Origin of the sequence: Patiriisocius marinistellae (assembly GCF_009014635.1) — a bacterium.
Classification (GTDB): domain Bacteria; phylum Bacteroidota; class Bacteroidia; order Flavobacteriales; family Flavobacteriaceae; genus Patiriisocius; species Patiriisocius marinistellae.
Window position 1 is genome coordinate 15,555 of the sequence record NZ_BKCF01000004.1, and the last position, 18,597, is coordinate 34,151.

Genomic DNA, 18,597 nt, shown 5'->3' on the forward strand with positions numbered 1-18,597 from the left:
CGCTATCATTTAAACAATAATAACGCGGGTCTTATTAAATTGGCTAAAATTCAAATACTATTACTTCACTAGTAACTTTTGGGTTGCTCCTTGGCTATTCTTTATAATGTATGTTCCAGCGGTCATTGATGCTGTATTCATTGATGCTACATTTTTTAATTTTACAATCTCACGCCCTAACATATCATACACCATATATGTGTCTGGCGTGTTGAAAAATACGGTTCCGTTTGATGGGTTTGGATAGATTTTAAAACCATTATTTGTTACAATAAAATCTTGTGTTCCTAAAACAACATTGTCTAATGAAATAATGCTTAATGTTGCGCTTACTTCATTTGCGACAACTAAATACGCTGTTCCTGTAGTACTTTCCTCTGCACTTACATATACTAATCCCTCTGGTCCTAAATCTCCCATTTCAGTTCCTCCTGGAGTAGCCTCCCTATTATTGATGTATTGTAAATATTGTGGTGCCGCTGGGTCTGTAACATTATAAATCATTACTCCACCTATTCTTTCTAATAAAATGAAAGCATAAAATTCACCATCAATTTCTTTAACTAAAACTCCTTCTGGCTCTGGACCTTTATTGTCGCTTCGGTTTTTTGGGTTGTTGTTTGCGTTACTTGCATTGAAAATTCCACCAAGAATAGGATCGGCAGCTGTGATAACTTCAAAATCATTTCCACTATCGTATATTAAGGTACCTGTTGCAGCTTCAAAAATTGAGAATGAACGCCCACCAAAAACGTGCAACTCTTCGTAAAATCCATCGCCATCGCTATCCCCAGAAGCAGACGAAAAGTTTAATGCGCCTAAATTACTTCCAAGGTTTAAAATTTCCGAAGTACTAAAAACTGTGGTGTTTAAGTTTAAGTCACTTATGTTTACTTCCTCTTCAAATGCATCATACTCTCTTGCATCACCTTCGTTTGCAGTAACGATATAATCTACACCACCCACGCTGTAAAATGCAATGGCATCTGGCATGTACATCCCTTTAATTGGCCATGAGGCGTTAAAAATAAAATCTGTCTCATCGCTTGTGTCTAAGGAGTTCTGCGGAAATGAATGGTCTTTTAAACCAAATGTTTTAATATCAATTACCGTCGCCGTTTCTATATCTATAATTGCATATGCATTGTTTTCTTGCAGCGCTACGTAAGCTGTTGCGGAGTCATCAGAAATTGCAATATATTCTGGTTCAAAATCTTGTGAAGCATTTGCATTAGGACCATAAACTCTAATTCCGTTTGCGTTTAACATTACTTCTTGACCGTTATAAGCGTTAAAATTTACACTTGTTACATTACTCTGATCAATTGCAGAAAGTCCTCCTGAAACATCAATTATTGAAATTGTTCCTTCTGGATCAATTGTGTAATCGTTATTAGGTTGTCCTTCGTTTGCTACGAGTAATTTTGTTTCATCTGGTGTGAATGTTAGCATATCTGGTAATACTCCTACTTCAACAATTACAGGAGTTTCATTCCCTAAAGTATCTGAAAATGCTACAAATCCATTTCCTGTCTCATCATTGTTTGCAATGGCGATGGCAAGTAAATTACCATTCACTGCTACACTCTGTGCAGATGCTCCCACTGGAGTAATATCTGCAAAATCAATTTGTGAAACGTTTGAAGGGTCATTAAAGTCTAAAATATTGATCGTTGCAGCATTTACCACAAATAATTGTTGGTTGATTGGGTCATAAGCAACAATCTCTGCCGTTCCATCTTCATCAACTGTGTAACTAGTTAAAAAGTTTGCGTCAAGCTGTGAACTATCACCTACTGGCACAACCGTATCATCATCCAGAATATAAACCGAAAATAAATCATTTGTACCTACTGACGCATTTGTAGCGTTCTCTGCTTGTACTACAAAAAACACATCTGAGTTATCATCTGTATTGTTTAGCAACGGTATTGTAAATGATTGGTCTGCATTACTTCCTGCTGGAAATATAACAGTTTGTACTATTGCAAATGTAAAATCTGTTCCTTCTAAAGCAGTTCCTCCAGCAACTAATGAAACATCAATAGTTGCATTTGTTGTTGGTGTGTCGCTTATACTTAATGTAACAGTAGCTAATCCTGCATCCTCAGAAACTGAAATATACGCTGTATCAAAATTAATAAATGCTAAAGGTGTTGCTGGCAACCCATTTCCTGGCGAACCTATATTAGGTACATCACTATTTGCACCTCCAAGTTCGATAGTTTCAACGGCTCCATTTGCATTACCTACAACACTAAAGGCTGATAATTCTACATCATAAGATTGTCCATCGTTTGCAGCTGTATCTGGGTATATTCCAGTTGCGATAGGTCTTGTTGTAGCTGGGTCTCCCAACCACAAAACAACAGTATCTCCACCTGCACCGAGCCCTGCGCCGTCTGTATTTCCTATTTGTATTCCTGTCAAATCTATTACTTGACTCCAAATATTTGTAAATGTTGTAATATCTGAAGTATCTCCTGTTACTAAAACTATCGCTGTTGCTCCTGGCTGAATTTCTGTTATTCCTTGAACAGCATCTGCTGTTGTAGGATCTGCAGATTCATCATCATAAAACAAATCACCATCTGTTGCAGCTACATAAGCAACTGTTCCCGTGTTTTTAATTTCAAACCAGTCTGCAGTTAAGTCTGTTCCTGCTTGACCTGAAAATATTTCTGTAATTTCTAATTGTGGTGTTGCGACAACTGCTTCTCCTTCAAATAATATATTGTCTATTGTTAATGCTTCGGAACCTGAATTTAGTCGAACCTCTATCACTAACTGCGCTTGTATATTTGCTGGTACTGATGCTAATCCTGTTATCCAAGTGTTTTCTATCATCAAATCGTTAATATCACTTCCTGTAGTATTAAGGATGTCTATCTCTGTCATATTTGTCAAATCACGCACGTAAATTCTCATACGGTCGCTCCCACTTTCATTTACGGTACCATCACCTTCATATCCAGTATCATTAATATGATAATCAACTTTTACAGTTGTATTTATGTACCCCGAAAAATCAACTATATCAAATTCAACAGTCATTGTACCATCTGTGTCAGATAATTGATACCCATTTGCTCCATCCGTGAACATCCCTACATTTCCTGTAAAATCTGTCACTCCCACAAAATCTCCGTCTGTTAATCCTACATCTGGAGTATCATAAGGAACATAATTTGCATTAAAACCTATTTCATTAGTTCCTACAAAATTTATAATAGGCTCTCCCGCATTGCTTATTAATACGTGTTGCGTATTTGCATCTCCAGTATCTGTGTACATCCCCGTATTAACATCAGGTTCTTCAAAACTTGTGGCTGCTACCGTACTAACTTGTGCTTGTGAAATAGCACCCACGAAGGCAAGTACTAATAGTGTAATTTTTTTCATAATTGGTTTTTAATTGAGCCCCAAAACTATTAATTACAACTGCAGATATGTTTAACTAAACTTTACGGTATCGTGAAGAATTTTTAGTGAGATAGCTATGATTTCTTCTGAAATTTTAAGAAAATGTAAATTAATCGTTATGATATTTATAATTTAGATTTCTTTGGTTACTTTAGCTTTCAGCCGAAATTTTAAAAAATTCGGAATTTAAATTTATTTTAATCTTTATAATAATCTGAGGCTCATTTCAGAAAAAAAATTATTCCCCATGACATCAACCTACCACATTGGACTTTTATTTTTAAGACTCACCTTTAGCGCGATGATGCTTACGCACGGCATCCCTAAATTAATGAAACTTATACAAGGTAATATGGAGTTTGGTGACCCTATAGGTATAGGTAGCGTGCCATCTTTTATATTAATTGTAATTGCTGAGGTAATTTGTCCTTTATTAATAATTATAGGATATAGGACAAGAATCGCTTCCATTCCAGTGGTTATCGCAATGGGTGTTGCAGCATTTATAGTTCATGGCGCAGATGCTCTTGCTACAAAAGAAAAAGCATTATTATATTTATTTGCATTTGCTTCAATCACTCTTTTAGGACCAGGAAGACATAGTGTTGATAAGAAGTAATATAAATTAAAACTTTTTAATGTCAATAACTTTAAAAAAAGTAAAACTTCAATATATGTTCAAGAATAAAATTGGGCGGTATCTATTATACGCAATTGGCGAGATAGTTTTAGTAGTGATTGGAATTTTACTAGCATTGAATATTAATAATAACAATGAAGCAAGGAAAGAAAACAATGAATATTTAAGGATATTAAACAACATAAGGTTTGACTTAATTAAAGATACTTTAAGTATTAGTAAAGCAATTCCTTATTATGAATCTCGAGCTACCTTAGCAAAAAGAATAGTAAATGATGAACTAAGCGAGAATGACTATAAATCTTGTATTTTTTGTGCTTCTATGTTAGCTTTTGAATTTCCCATTTTATTAAATAAAAAAGGCTCAATTTTACTATCTAATTTGAACTTATCAATTTCTCAAAATGACTCTTTAGCTTTTAATATTTTAGGATTTTATAAAGAAAATGAAATTAACTTTGAACCAACGAGAATTGAAGTTGGTAAAAATGTAATGGAAAATATTAAACACTGGAGAAATAATTATCCTTGGTTTTCAAAAGTTATTTCAGGAAAAGGCGACCCAAAATTTATAGATTATATTACAAACGATCCAGATTTTAAAAACAGAGTAGCGTATTTTAAAGTAATGATTAGTGATAACTATATAAAAAAACTAAATGATTATAATGAACAGGCAAAGAAATTGATTGAAGATATTGATGATAGGCTGTTATAATATTATTAACTACTCAAATATCTTAACAAGCAACTCCTTCAACAAATCGCCTTGCGACATATTTGCTGCACCCACACCCTTACTTTTCATGTCAACTCCTCTAATAGCAGCGATGATGCTACTTACTTTTTTCATTGGGTAATTTCGGGCTGCTTTTTCGTAGTCTTTTAAAAAATATGGATTTACTCCAAGTTCTTTTGCTGCACTCGCTTTGTTAGTCAAAGAATGATACTTTAAAACTTTTACAAAAAAACCATAAAGCAATGAAACTGTCATTACAATAGGGTTGTTTTTGGGGTTCTGAGAAAAATATTGAATGATAGAAAATGCTTTTCTAATATCCCGTTCCCCAATTGCTTTTTGTAATTCAAAATTATTAAAGTCCTTACTTATTCCTATATTTTCTTCTATAATTTGAGGTGTAATTTGGGCTCCCGGCTTTAAAATGAGTTTAAGTTTATCAAGTTCATTATTAATTTTACCTAAGTCTGTTCCTAAAAATTCAGTAAGCATTTGGGCAGCCTTTGGCGAAATAGTATATCCTTTACTTGCTAATGTTCTCTTTATCCATTCTGGAATTTGATTGTCATACAATTTTTTACTCTCAAACAAAACACCCGCCTTTTTAATTGCTTTTGATAATTTTTTACGAGCATCCAGTTTCTTGTACTTATAGCATAAAACAAGTACTGTGGTAGGCTGAGGACTCTCAACATAAGTAACTAGATTTTCAATAGTACGTGACAAATCCTGTGCTTCTTTGACAATCACAACTTGCCGTTCTGCCATCATTGGGTAACGCTTTGCATTCCCCACAATGTCATCGATAGTTACATCTCTACCGTACAAAACCATTTGATTAAATCCTTTTTCTTCTTCGCTAAGTACTGCTTTTTCAATATAATCACTAATTGCATCAATATAATACGCCTCTTCGCCCATCAAAAAGTAAACAGGTTTAATATCACCATTTTTGATGTTCGTGACTATTTCTTTTGCAATTTGGAGAGACATAAATTATAAGACTGGTTGAAGTGACTTCGGAAATATTAAGTTGTAAAAATATCAAAATAATCGACTATTTCTTTACAACTTCAATGTGTATCTTTTGGCAAATTTCAGAAATACTAATAATAGAAGTCTTTAAATCAAATTTTAAAATTTCTAATTTTCCTACTTTTACCGTAATGCAACAATTATACTTTAATCAATATTCATTTCGGCTTAAAAATAAAGAGGGAAAAACCTTTATTTTTGATGTTATTCGCAAAAAATTTATGGTGCTCACGCCAGAGGAATGGGTGCGCCAGCATTGTGTACATTTTTTAATTAATAAATTAAATTATCCACTTTCATTAATCAATGTGGAAAAGCAAATTAAGTTACACGACACTACTAAACGTTACGATATTGTTACATTTAACAGCGATGGAAGTATTCATTTAATTGTAGAATGTAAAGCTCCAAAAATTAATATTACTCAAGAAACTTTTGACCAAATTGCACGTTATAACCATGTATTAAAAGCACAATATTTAATGGTCACAAACGGGTTAGAACATTATTATTGCAATATGGATTTTGAAAATAAACGTTATTCATTTTTGGAGTCACTCCCTCCTTATATTCCCAACCATTCTTAGTATTTTACACCCGTGAAAATTGCCGTAGTCATATTAAATTGGAATGGTCAAAAACTCCTCGAGAAGTTTTTGCCATCAGTGCTTTCATTTTCAAAAGAAGCAACAATTTATGTAGCAGATAATGCCTCAACAGACACAAGTATAGCATTTACTACAGAAATGTTCCCTAGCGTTCAAATTATTAAAAACCATGAAAATGGTGGCTATGCTAAAGGCTATAATGACGCACTTGCCCATTTAACCGAAGATATTTTTGTTCTTTTAAACAGTGATGTTGAAGTGACAGAAAATTGGTTAACTCCAATTATTTCTGCTTTTAAAAAACACGAAAATTTAGTAGCCGCACAACCTAAAATATTAGACTTTAAAAACAAAGCATATTTTGAATATGCAGGCGCAGCTGGAGGTTACATTGATAATTTAGGGTATCCCTATTGCCGTGGACGCATTTTTGAAACCCTTGAAAAAGATGAAGGTCAATATGATGACAATACAGAGATTTTCTGGGCGACTGGTGCCTGTCTTTTTATTAGAAAAAATGCCTTTGTAGCTGCTGGCGGATTTGATGAAGATTTATTTGCACACCAAGAAGAAATAGATTTGTGCTGGAGATTACAAAGTAATGGCGGGATTATTAAATATTTTGGGAGCTCTAAGGTCTATCACGTAGGAGGTGCAACATTAGCAGCGGGTAATCCTAAAAAAACTTTTTATAATTTTAGAAATTCACTTTTAGTATTATTTAAAAATATTGAAGGAGTAAAAATTTACCGCATTTTATTTTTGAGAATGATACTCGATGGTATTGCCGCATTCAAGTTTTTATTAGAAGGAAAACCTTCTCATTTTGTTTCAATTTTTAAAGCTCATATTTCTTTTTATAGTCATATTTGGGCATTCTTTCCTAAACGAAAAAAATGGAAATCTACGTTTCAATACGCTAAAAACAAACACCTTATCAAACAATACTTCATAAATAAAAGAAAGACTTTTAAAATGTTAAAATAAATTTCTAATCTTTTGTTAAACTCCGTAATTTCTGTCGTCCTTTATATACATTTGGTATCGAATTTAACAATTTAAATAATTACAACCTATGAAAAAAATCATGTTATTAATGCTTTGCAGCACTCTAGTTTTAGGGTCATGTGTATCTTCAAAAAAGTTTAAAGAACTTGAGGCCAAGCAAAAAAGCACGCAAGATTTATTAAATACCGCTACTGTAAAATTAAATTCTTGTGAGAGTGATAAAGCTGCAGCAAACGCAAGAGTTAAATCACTTGAGGAACGTCTTGCAGAAATGCGTAAAACAAACCAAGATTTAATCCAGACATCTGGAGACATGACTGTTTTGACAACTCAAGGAGCAAAAAATCTTGAAAAATCTTTAGAGAGCTTAAAAGAAAAAGATCTTAAAATTTCTCGTTTACAAGACGCATTAACTAAGAAAGATAGTGTGACTTTAGCACTTGTTACAAGCTTGAAAAAAGAAGTTGGTATCAACGATGAAGATATTGAAATCAATGTTGAGAAGAGTGTTGTGTTTATCTCATTAAGTGATAAAGTACTTTTTAAAAGTGGAAGTTACCAAGTAACATCTCGTGCAAGAGAAATTCTTGGAAAAGTTGCCACCGTAATCAACGGGAAGCCTAACTTTGAAGCAATGGTTGAAGGACATACAGATAATGTACCTTTTAACAGCAACGGTACACTTTTAGACAACTGGGATTTAAGTGTTAAACGTGCTACAGCTATTGTTCGTGAATTACAATCACTAGGTGTTAAACCAGCTCAATTAATTGCAGCAGGACGTGGTGAGTACATTCCGTTAGTGTCAAATGACTCTCCAGAAAATCGTTCAACAAACCGTAGAACTAAAATTTTAATCTTACCTAAGATTGATCAATTTTACGAAATGATTGAAGATGAAATGAAAAATCTTTCAGAAGAATAATTAAATTTAAAAATTAAATTTAGAATCCCATTCGTAACTCGAATGGGATTTTTTTATATCTTTTCTCTTCGGAAATCTTAATCATTTCACTCCTCTTTTTTTTAAATAGAATATAAACTAACTTTGAGACTATTCAAATACTTGAGTAAGCCACTTAAATACTGCTAAATGAAAGACGACTATAAGTCTCAACAATACGATACCATAATTATAGGTGCAGGTGCAGGTGGTCTAGCTTCAGCAATTTGTCTTGCAAGAGAAGGTCAAAAAGTTTTAGTTTTAGAGCAGCATGATGTTCCTGGAGGTTGGTGTCACAGTTTTTACCTCAACGGTCATAGATTTACCCCCGGAGTACACTACGTAGGACTTTGCGGAAATGAAGGAGATGGAAACTCTACAAGCGAATTATACGAGGGACTTGGAATAGGTGGTAACCTTACGTTTTTTCAAATGAATCCCACAGCTTACGAGCATTGCTGGATTGGGGAAGAAAGATTTGATTATCCTTCCACACACGAAGAGCTTATTAAACGTTTACAAGAACGTTTTCCACATGAAAAAAAAGGCATAAAAAAATATTTGAATCTATTAAAAAGAGTTGGTTATCAATTGAGCTTAATTCCTGAGGTTAAAACTTTCTGGGATAAAGTAACCATTCCATTTCGCACAAAAGATATGGGAAAATATGGCTTATTTACTTTACAGCGCGTAATAGATTGGCATATTAAAGACCCCCTACTTAAAGATTTTTTAAATGTACAATATGGTGACCATGGCGTAGAGCCAGACCGTGCAAGCTTCGTTTTACATGCTGCTTTAATGAATCATTATTTTAAAGGAGGTTATTACCCAATGGGTGGTGGTGGTGCCATTATCAAGGCTATGACTAATGCTATAAAAAAACATGGTAGTAAGGTAAAAACAAGTACAGCTGTAAAAAAGATATTGATTGAAGGTAATAAGCAAAAACGTGCTATTGGTGTGGAACTTGAAGATAGCACTCAATTATTTGCAAAAAATATTATCTCAAACGCAGACCCTGGAATAACGTATAATACCTTAATAGGTAAAGAAAATTTAAGTAAAAAACTCTATGAAAAATTGGGTAAAGCTAAATACTCTTGCACATCATTGATGCTTTTTTTAACAGTAGATATGGATGTTAGGGCTGCGGGATTAGACTCTGGAAATATCTGGATGCTTGAAGGAGGTAACATGAGTGAAAATTTCCGAAGAAATCAACAAGCAGATATATTAAGCGATGAAACCTTTACCGGAATGTTTATTAGTTGTACTACTTTAAAAGATCCACCAAGTTTTGATGGGAGATACCATACAATTGAAGCAATTACCTATATTAATTATGATTCTTTTAAAAAATATGAAAACGAAGATTTAGAACGCTCTGAAGGTTATTTAGATTTTAAAGCTAGGCTTACTGAAAAAATGATTAGGACCTTAGAAAAAGCTTTGCCTACAGTACGCAATCATATTGTTCATAAAGACCTTGGCACACCAATTACTAATGAATTTTATGTAAACTCTACTCATGGTAGCGTTTATGGAACTGAAAAAACACTTAAACACATAGGTCCGTTTGGATTTAAAGCTAAAAGCGAAGTTAAAAACTTATACCTCTGCGGAGCAAGTATTGCTGCTCATGGTGTTGCTGGTGCAAGTTACAGCGGTGTTCAAACTGCAGGATTAATTTTAGGAAAAAAACAAAACGAATTACTACTACCCAATCCAGAACAGCAAGTTAAAACCTATAATGCTGAAGACTCAAGTGAATATCCACAATGGATTTTGAAAAAGATGGAAGTTAAAAAAGCAAAACTAGCATCTGGTGTAAATAAGTTTGCTACATAATAATTTTATATATCGCGGAATCTCCTATTTTAACATAGTTTCCGCGAAATATAAATTTATAATTCGCTGAAAGTTATTATATTTACACTATTCCGCGAAATATAAATTAATGAAAGTAATAGGTAGAACTCCCGAAATCCACCATATGCAGTCACTATTAAAAGATAGTGATGCTCATTTTCTAGCAATAATAGGTAGAAGGCGTGTGGGTAAAACTTTTTTAATTAGAGAAGTTTATAAAGAAGTAAAGGTGTTTGAAATGACAGGCATTAAAGATGCTGACCTCAACAATCAACTTTTAAATTTTACGTTTCAAATGAATCAGTATTTTGAAACTGACACACCATTATCAAAGCCTGAAGGTTGGTTAGAAGCGTTTCATATTTTAAGCCAAGCGATTACTAAATCAAAATTTAAAAAGAAGCCTGTTGTATTTTTTGATGAGTTACCGTGGATGGCAACACGACGTTCAGGTTTTACAGAAGCATTAGCTCACTGGTGGAATAATTGGGGTTCTCAACAAAATATAGTGGTGGTGGTTTGTGGCTCAGCAGCTTCTTGGATGCTAGATAATGTTGTTAATGCAAAAGGAGGTCTGCACAATCGAATTACAAAACTAATTACCTTGATGCCTTTTACTTTACAGGAAACTAAACAGTTTCTTACAGCAAAAAAAGTGTCCTTAACAGATTATCAAATAATCCAATTATACCTAACTATAGGAGGTATTCCTCATTATCTCAACCATGTTGAAAAAGGAAAAAGTACAGCACAGAATATTCAAGAGCTATGCTTTTCAAAAGATGGTATCCTTCGCAATGAGTTTGATCAATTATATGCTGCACTCTTTGATAATTCAAGTAAGCATATTCAAATTATTAAAGCACTTGCAACTAAAGCAAAAGGACTTGATAGACAAGAAATTTTAAGTGCTACAAGCATGACTGATGGAGGCTGGTTTTCTAAAGTTTTAAAAGAATTAGAAAGCTCTGGTTTTATCTCTACGTATGAACCATTAGAAAATAAAAAGAAGCAAACATTATTTCGATTAACTGACGAATATTCTTTATTCTATCTAAAATTTATGGATGGCAAGCGGGTGAGTGGTCAAAATAGTTGGATGCGAGTTAGTGAAAGTCAAGGGTACAAAATATGGGTGGGATATGCATTTGAATCCCTTTGTATGAAACATGTTGACAACATTAAGAATGCCTTGGGAATTTCGGCAGTCGAAACTAGTGTAAATAGTTTTTTACACAAAGGTGATGACCGCTTTGGAAAAGGATTTCAAATTGATCTTTTGATAGATCGAAAAGATGACATTATCAATATTTGTGAAATGAAATTCTATGCAGACGAGTTTACTATTAATATAGACTATGCCAAAAAATTGCGTACAAAATTGCAGGGATTAAAAACCGTGACAAATACTAGAAAAGTAATTCATCTCACATTTATTAGCACGTATGGTGTCCTTGAAAATAAATATAAATCTGAAATTGTAACTAATGATTTAACTACTGAAATTTTCTTTGACTAAAAAAAAATCAATCGAAGAAAATTTCAGTAGAAAAAAAATTATCTATATTCAGGATTTTCGAATGCCCAATGTGTACCAGCGTCCCAATCTTTCCTAGAATTACCGTAGCTAGAGTATCCACTATTTGATTTTAACATTGCTGCTAAATGAAGTAAATTATAAGTCATGAATGTTGTATTTCGGTTTGTGAAATCACTTTTAAATCCTACTGGATTGTCTAATTTTTTTCCATTCCACTCAGTATCTCCATAACTAGCACCAGGGCCAACCTCGCCTATCCAACCGCAGTCTGCTTGTGGTGGCACAGAGTAGCCTATATGCTGCAAAGCGTATAAAATACCCATAGCACAATGTTTTACTCCATCTTCGTTTCCAGTGACTACACAACCTCCTACTTTGCCATAAAAAAGATACTGTCCTTTTTCATTTGTTTTACCGCTCATAGCGTATAATCGCTCAATTAATTTTTGAGCGACAGATGATTTTTCACCAAGCCAGATTGGGGTTCCTACTATCAAAATATCTGCTGCAAAAATACGCTCAAACAATTGAGGCCATTCGTCTGCATTCCAATTATGCTCTGTCATATCTGGATAGACACCCGGTGGCACTTCATGGTCAACTAATCTAATATCATCAATTGAAACATGTTCTTTTTCCATAATTTTTCTAGAAACACTAATTAATGTTTCAGTATGGCTTTCGCTTGGCGATTTTTTAAGTGTACAATTTACATAGACAACTTTTAAATTACTAAAGTCTGGTTTTTTCATGTTTTTTGTTTTAGAAAATTAGAAGGCTATTTTATTCAAACCGCCTAGTAATTTTACCAAACTTAAATAAACTTGAATGAATCTCCGTAATAATTGAGGTCTATTTATCGTCGTTAATTACAAACTAAACTTACATACAAAGAAATCATCCCTTTATTTTAAGGTATATAAAATCATTTTAATTTGATATAAACTAGACCTCTAAGCTTCCTTTTCCTTCTCTAATAAGCACTGGCTCACCACCTGTCAAATCAATAACGGTTGAGGCTATATTACCACCATAACCACCATCTATTACTAAATCGACAAGATTTTCCCATTTTTCAAATATAAGTTCTGGGTCTGTTGTGTATTCTAGAACTTCGTCTTCATCTTTTATCGATGAGGTAATAATTGGATTTCCTAACTCATGTATAATTGCACGCACCGTGTTATGATCTGGCACACGAATCCCTACTTCCTTCTTTTTCTTAAAAGTAGATGGCAAGTTATTATTTGCTTCTAATATAAATGTATAAGGACCTGGAAGGGCACGTTTTAATAATTTAAAGGTAGCACCATCAATTTGTTTAACGTAATCACTAAGATTACTTAAATCCTCACAAACAAATGCAAAATTTGCTTTCTCTAGTTTAACGCCTTTAATACGAGCTATTCGCTCCATTGCATTTTTGTTCGTAATATCGCACCCCAAAGCATATACTGTATCGCTAGGATAAATTATCAATCCTCCGTTGCGAAGTACATTCACAACTTTTTTTATCTCTTTAGGGTTAGGATTATCTTCGTAAATTTTAATTAATTCTGCCATATTATTATATTTAGGATTGAGGTTTAAATTGAGAATTACCTAATTAATTCTAGTTTAATAATTTAATTTAAGCGCGTTCTACTTCAGATTCTAGCTTAAGAACATTGTTACCATCTGTTACCTCAATGTATAATGCCTTATTTCCTTCTTCTCCGTTTCGTGTTACTTCGGTACCATCGATTGTTCTAGTTACTTTTTTTGTAAAGGTACTTTTTACTTTTCCGCTAGCAGAACCACTACCCCATTTCCAAGTTACTTTTGTTCCTTCTTTTATCATAGTTTAATTATTTAATATTTCCGAAGCATTAGGATTACAAAGTGCTCCGCCAAACTAAAATAATTATAGTTTTTTAGTGTTACCAACAGAATAACACTTCATTAACATAAAAATAGTTTTTTTACGTTATCCTAAAAACTTTGTTAATGAAAACCACTTTTTATTTATTCTCATTCCTCATTTTATCATCATTTATTAGCTGTAATGATGATGAGTCTATAAATGAAATTCCTCAAATGATGGAAAACTCTGAGCCTCTTGAAGCTTCTTTTCAGCAAAATGTTTCCTACGGAAATGATAGTCAACAGGTCTATGATTTATATCTTCCCGCAAACCGAACAGATGAGAAAACTAAAGTAATTATCCTTGTACATGGCGGTGGATGGATTGAAGGCGACAAAGCAGATGTGACTGGTTATATTTCATTAATACAACAAAACAACCCTAATCATGCGATAGTAAATATGAATTATAGACTCGCGGTTATTCCAACAATACCTGCGTTCCCTAATCAATTTTTAGATTTAAAAGCAGTGATAACAAAGTTAACCGCAGAGCGCGAAACTTTACAAATTTTACCAGAATTTGGTTTAATTGGTTTAAGTGCTGGAGCACACATATCGTTACAATACGACTCTGTGTATGATACAAATGATCAAGTAAAGTTTGTGGCAGATATTGTTGGGCCATCAGATTTTACAGATCCTTTTTACGCTGATAATCCTAATTTTAGTACTTTATTAAATTTTTTCACAGACGAATCTCAATACCCCCCAAATACAAATTTTGCAACAGCGTTAAGCCCTGCATTACAAGTAAGTGTTAGAACAAGTCCTACGATTATGTTCTATGGTAATCAAGATGAGTTAGTACCATTAACAAATGGAGACAGGCTCAATGCTGCTCTTGAGGCAAACAGTATTGAACATCAATATACTGTGTATGATGGTGGACATGGCAATTGGAATACAATTCAATTTGCAGACGTTGAAGCAAAATTATCTGCTTTTATCGAAGCACACTTAGCTATTGATTAATTATCTAATACATTCAGCTTAGCAAAACGAAGTAACAGCTTTTTAAGTCCTCCGTTTTCAAAATTAATTTCGGCTTTCGTATCTGCGCCTACGCCTTCAATTTTATTTATACGCCCTTTTCCAAAACGCACATGTTCTACAAATGTTCCTACATTTAAGTTAGCTGCAGCTGGGTCAAAATTTTTGTCTGCGCTGCTAGTTACAGGCTTAAGCCTTCTTAGTTTTCTAAGTTGATCTTCACTAGGTCCCGTAGGTGCCTTTCCTGCAACAGGCTTGCTTAATCTCAATTTACTTTTGTCTACCTCATCAAAAATATCTGCATCTAAAAGAGGCTTATAGCGATGTTCTGTTATTGGCGTTAGGTATTGTTTGTACTCTTCGGCTATTTCATCAATAAAGCGACTAGGTTCAGCATCTATTAATTTACCCCAACGATACCTAGATTGCGTGTATGTCAAGTACGCTTGCTTCTCTGCGCGTGTTAATGCAACGTAAAACAATCTACGTTCCTCTTCAAGCTCGGCACGCGTATTCATTGCCATCCCGCTTGGGAATAGCTCCTCCTCCATCCCTACAATATAAACGTACGGAAACTCTAATCCCTTTGCTAAATGTACAGTCATCAAAGCAACTCTATCATCATCGCCTTTATCATTATCAAGGTCTGTTGCTAGTGCTACGTCTTCCATAAATTCTGAAAGGCTTCCCGTTGCATCAGCAAGTTCTTTTTGCTCTTCGGTAAAATCTCGCATACCGTTTAGCAACTCTTCAATGTTTTCAATACGAGCAATTCCCTCAGGTGTACCGTCTTTTTTAAGCTCAGTTAAAAGGCCTGTTTTTTTAGCTACGTGCTCAGCAATTTCAAAAGCATTCATCGTTTGATTAACAACCTGAAAGCTTTCAATCATAGTAACAAAATTCTTTAATTTATTCTTTGTACCATTATTAATGTTTAATTCTAGTTTGTCTAGAACTTTCATCACTTCAAACATAGAACGGTCATAGTGATTTGCAGCAACTGTTAATCGCTCAATGGTTGTTTGCCCTATTCCACGAGCTGGATAATTTATCACTCTCTTAATAGCTTCTTCATCCTTAGGATTTAAAATTAAACGTAAATATGAGAGTACATCTTTAATTTCTTTACGCTGGTAAAAACTTAATCCTCCGTAAATTCTATAAGGAATATCACGTTTTCTAAGCGCGTCTTCCATAGCTCTTGATTGCGCATTTGTACGATATAAAATGGCAAAATCACCATTTTTACGCTGCTCGTTCATTTGTGTTTCAAAAATGTTGCTGGCTACAAATCTTCCTTCATCACCATCTGTCATTGTGCGATTAATCATAATAGGCACACCTTCATCGTTCGCTGTCCACACCACTTTATCAAGACGTGTTTTATTCTTTTCAATTATACTGTTTGCTGCATTAACAATATTTTTTGTGGAACGATAATTTTGTTCTAGACGATATGTTTTAACATCATCATAATCTTTCTGAAAATTGAGAATGTTATTAATATTTGCGCCTCTAAAAGCATAAATACTTTGAGCATCGTCACCTACTACGCATATATTTTGAAACTTATCACTCAATGCTTTTACAATTAAATATTGGCTGTGGTTTGTATCTTGGTACTCATCAACTAGAATATACCTAAAACGATTTTGATACTTAGCAAGTGTCGCTGGAAAACGTGTTAAAAGCTCATTTGTTTTCAATAATAAATCATCAAAGTCCATCGCCCCGGCCTTAAAACATTTATCGCAATAGCTTTTATAGATTTCACCTAAACGCGGCATTTTTGCCATGGCGTCTGCTTCCATTAATTCTGGATTATTAAAATATGCCTTTACAGTAACTAAACTGTTTTTATAACTCGAAATTCGCGAATAAACCTGCTTGTATTTATACACATCTTTGTCAAGATGCATTTCTTTAATAACAGCTCGAATCACACTTTGAGAATCTTGCGTGTCATAAATTGTAAAATTTGAAGGGTACCCCAATTGATGTCCCTCAAACCGTAAAATCTTAGCAAAAATACTATGAAACGTTCCCATCCATAGGTTTTTAGCCTCACTTGTCCCCACAATATCAGCAATACGTTTTTTCATTTCGCGGGCTGCTTTATTAGTAAACGTAAGTGCGAGAATACTAAAAGGATCTACACCTTTTGACATTAAAAAAGCAATACGGTATGTTAGCACACGTGTTTTGCCAGAGCCTGCGCCAGCAATAACAATCATGGCACCGTCTTTTTGAATCGTAGGCGCTAATTGTGCCTCATTGAGTTGATCTAAATATTCTTGCAAATGTTTGATTTTTAGTACTTCGGAAATATAATGGGGTTTCGAAATAAGCAGATTTTTTACTACTTCGAAAATACTCAATTTAGGTTAAAATTTCCGAAGCTATTTTCAGAAATTATAAACAAACTTTTTTTCACTTCTGAAATGATATTAATTGAATATCTTTAGCGTTGATTGTACTTACAATTTACATTAAAGTGACATTACCGAACAAAATGCTTCATTCATTTTTCAATTAATGGTTGTACTATATTTCCGAAGTAAAGCGAATTAAGTAAAATAAAAAATATGAAAAAAACATACACCCTCCTCCTATTTGCATTAATAGTCTTTAGTGCAAATGCACAATTAGATATATCTATTTTAAAAGACATTGAAAATATAGAAAGCCAAGTTATCGATTGGCGTCATTATTTTCATGAAAATCCAGAGCTTTCCAACCGCGAATTTAACACTGCAAAGAAAATTGAGGAGCATTTAAAAAGCTTAGGGATGGAAGTGCAAACAGGTATCGCAAAAACGGGGGTTGTAGGTTTACTTAAAGGTAGCAATCCTGGAAAAGTCGTTGCTTTGAGAGCAGATATAGACGGATTGCCAGTGACCGAAAGAAACGATTTATCTTTTAAAAGCAATGTAAAAGATACGTTCCTAGGCACCGAAACTGGCGTAATGCACGCCTGTGGTCATGACACACATATTGCAATATTAATGGGCGTTGCCGAAGTAATGAGCAAGCACAAAGACAAAATCAACGGTACAATAAAATTTATTTTTCAACCAGCCGAAGAAGGCCCACCTCCCGGTGAAGAAGGTGGCGCAAAATTAATGGTAAAAGAAGGTGTTCTTAAAAACCCAGATGTTGATGCAATTTATGGATTACACATAAATAGCGGAACTCCGGTGGGAACGATTAAATTAAAGCCCGAAGGTATTATGGCTGCGGTGGAGCGTTTTGTGATTAATGTAGAAGGAAAAGGTTCGCACGGTTCTGCACCTTGGAGTGGAGTTGATCCTATATTAATTTCGGCAAAAATAATTGATGGGTTTCAAACAATTATTTCTCGCGAGTCTAATTTGATTGATGCACCCGCAGTAATTACAGTAGGAAAAATAACTAGTGGAACACGTTTTAATGTCATCCCTGAAAGTGCTGAGTTAATTGGTACGGTTCGCACATTAGATCCAAATATGCGAGACCTCATCATTAAGCGCATGACCGAAATGGCAGGCGACATCGCAAAAGCATATGGAGGTAAAGCAACGATTGAATGGCAAAACAATACCATTGTAACTTATAACGACCCAGCACTTACTGTGAAAGCTATTGAAACTTTAAAAGGTGTTGCGGGGGCAGATAAGGTAGAAGATATGAAAGCGGTTACTGGAGGTGAAGATTTTAGTTATTTTCAAGAAAAAATTCCTGGAGTTTATTTTTTCTTAGGTGGGATGACACCTGGAAACACAAATCCATATCCACACCATACACCAGATTTTCAAATTGACGATGCCGGGATGTTGCTTGGAGTAAAAGCATTATCACAATTAGCAATAGACTTTTTGAATGAATAAAATAAAGTGACAAACAAAAAAAATTGTT

Annotated in this window: 15 protein-coding genes; 9 read left to right on the top strand and 6 right to left on the bottom strand. The window is 34.1% G+C overall.

Annotation, left to right across the window (positions count from 1 at the left end; genetic code table 11):
* Positions 1–60 precede the first annotated feature (60 nt).
* Positions 61–3,402: a choice-of-anchor I family protein gene (locus GB234_RS10450; protein WP_151894516.1), complete on the bottom strand. Its 3,342-nt coding sequence runs from the start codon at positions 3,400–3,402 to the stop codon at positions 61–63.
* A gap of 268 nt (positions 3,403–3,670) precedes the next feature.
* Between GB234_RS10450 and GB234_RS10455 the strand changes: the two genes are divergently transcribed.
* Both GB234_RS10455 and GB234_RS10460 read left to right on the top strand, forming a co-directional pair.
* Positions 3,671–4,042: a DoxX family protein gene (locus tag GB234_RS10455; RefSeq protein WP_151894517.1), complete on the top strand. Its 372-nt coding sequence runs from the start codon at positions 3,671–3,673 to the stop codon at positions 4,040–4,042.
* 55 nt (positions 4,043–4,097) lie between these two features.
* Positions 4,098–4,781: a DUF6090 family protein gene (locus GB234_RS10460; RefSeq protein ID WP_151894518.1), complete on the top strand. Its 684-nt coding sequence runs from the start codon at positions 4,098–4,100 to the stop codon at positions 4,779–4,781.
* Positions 4,782–4,790: 9 nt separating this feature from the next.
* Here the strand turns inward: GB234_RS10460 and holA are convergent, their stop codons facing one another.
* Positions 4,791–5,795 (bottom strand): DNA polymerase III subunit delta, encoded by a 1,005-nt coding sequence (holA, locus tag GB234_RS10465; RefSeq protein ID WP_151894519.1) that lies wholly within the window; start codon positions 5,793–5,795, stop codon positions 4,791–4,793.
* A 173-nt stretch (positions 5,796–5,968) separates the two neighbouring features.
* Here holA and GB234_RS10470 point away from each other — a divergent pair, with 173 nt between their 5' ends.
* From GB234_RS10470 to GB234_RS10490, 5 genes are all read left to right on the top strand, one after another.
* Positions 5,969–6,424 (top strand): type I restriction enzyme HsdR N-terminal domain-containing protein, encoded by a 456-nt coding sequence (locus GB234_RS10470; protein ID WP_151894520.1) that lies wholly within the window; start codon positions 5,969–5,971, stop codon positions 6,422–6,424.
* 12 nt (positions 6,425–6,436) lie between these two features.
* Complete coding sequence (locus GB234_RS10475) at positions 6,437–7,432, top strand: glycosyltransferase family 2 protein (protein WP_151894521.1); 996 nt, start codon at positions 6,437–6,439, stop codon at positions 7,430–7,432.
* 88 nt (positions 7,433–7,520) lie between these two features.
* Complete coding sequence (locus GB234_RS10480; protein WP_151894522.1) at positions 7,521–8,378, top strand: OmpA/MotB family protein; 858 nt, start codon at positions 7,521–7,523, stop codon at positions 8,376–8,378.
* A gap of 168 nt (positions 8,379–8,546) precedes the next feature.
* On the top strand, positions 8,547–10,247 hold the full coding sequence (locus tag GB234_RS10485) for a phytoene desaturase family protein (RefSeq protein WP_151894523.1): 1,701 nt from the start codon (positions 8,547–8,549) through the stop codon (positions 10,245–10,247).
* A 109-nt stretch (positions 10,248–10,356) separates the two neighbouring features.
* Positions 10,357–11,787, top strand: a complete 1,431-nt coding sequence (locus tag GB234_RS10490; RefSeq protein WP_151894524.1) for an AAA family ATPase — start codon at positions 10,357–10,359, stop codon at positions 11,785–11,787.
* Positions 11,788–11,825: 38 nt separating this feature from the next.
* Here GB234_RS10490 and GB234_RS10495 read toward each other — a convergent pair whose 3' ends face one another.
* The 3 genes from GB234_RS10495 to GB234_RS10505 form a co-directional block, all read right to left on the bottom strand.
* A complete protein-coding gene (locus GB234_RS10495; protein ID WP_151894525.1) occupies positions 11,826–12,560 on the bottom strand; it encodes a flavodoxin family protein in 735 nt (244 codons plus the stop codon).
* 193 nt (positions 12,561–12,753) lie between these two features.
* Positions 12,754–13,371, bottom strand: coding sequence for an L-threonylcarbamoyladenylate synthase (locus tag GB234_RS10500; RefSeq protein WP_151894526.1), 618 nt, complete (start codon positions 13,369–13,371; stop codon positions 12,754–12,756).
* Between the two features lie 67 nt (positions 13,372–13,438).
* Positions 13,439–13,648 (bottom strand): hypervirulence associated TUDOR domain-containing protein, encoded by a 210-nt coding sequence (locus GB234_RS10505; RefSeq protein WP_151894527.1) that lies wholly within the window; start codon positions 13,646–13,648, stop codon positions 13,439–13,441.
* A gap of 146 nt (positions 13,649–13,794) precedes the next feature.
* Between GB234_RS10505 and GB234_RS10510 the strand changes: the two genes are divergently transcribed.
* Positions 13,795–14,685: an alpha/beta hydrolase gene (locus tag GB234_RS10510; RefSeq protein ID WP_151894528.1), complete on the top strand. Its 891-nt coding sequence runs from the start codon at positions 13,795–13,797 to the stop codon at positions 14,683–14,685.
* Here the strand turns inward: GB234_RS10510 and GB234_RS10515 are convergent.
* Positions 14,682–17,003, bottom strand: coding sequence for an ATP-dependent helicase (locus GB234_RS10515; protein WP_151894529.1), 2,322 nt, complete (start codon positions 17,001–17,003; stop codon positions 14,682–14,684). The two genes, GB234_RS10510 and GB234_RS10515, sit on opposite strands and share 4 nt — an antisense overlap.
* Before the next feature lie 285 nt (positions 17,004–17,288).
* Between GB234_RS10515 and GB234_RS10520 the strand changes: the two genes are divergently transcribed.
* Positions 17,289–18,569: an amidohydrolase gene (locus GB234_RS10520; protein ID WP_151894530.1), complete on the top strand. Its 1,281-nt coding sequence runs from the start codon at positions 17,289–17,291 to the stop codon at positions 18,567–18,569.
* Positions 18,570–18,597 lie beyond the last annotated feature (28 nt).